Annotated in this window: 1 protein-coding gene; it reads left to right on the top strand. The window is 50.2% G+C overall.

Annotated elements, in window-relative coordinates:
• Nucleotides 1-215 (top strand): hypothetical protein (locus tag SB719_RS20790; protein WP_412159835.1); only part of this gene is annotated, 215 nt, incomplete at its 5' end.
• Nucleotides 216-263: the final 48 nt, after the last annotated feature.

Raw genomic sequence — 263 nt, 5'->3', positions numbered from 1 at the left:
AATGCGACGAAGGCATGAACTACGCGCTAGGTTTTCTCGAAACCAATTATGGGCTGTCGCCTCATGACGTCAAATGGTGTATGGGCGTCGATGTCATTTCACATTATGAGTTGCCATTCGGTAACGCACTGAAAACTTCAATAACGGACCGAATGTACCAACGGTGTGGCGACCCGAAACAGGACGAGCCACCTGGAGATTACTCGGATGAATAGAGACGCTCTTCATGAAGCGAATTGTGCGCATCGGCGCCTGGGTGATAC

The sequence above is a fragment of the Pantoea sp. SIMBA_079 genome (genome assembly GCF_046940275.1).
GTDB classification, from domain to species: domain Bacteria; phylum Pseudomonadota; class Gammaproteobacteria; order Enterobacterales; family Enterobacteriaceae; genus Pantoea; species Pantoea borealis.
The sequence above is the reverse complement of the archived record's forward strand: the minus strand, read 5'-3'. Positions and strand labels throughout refer to the sequence as shown.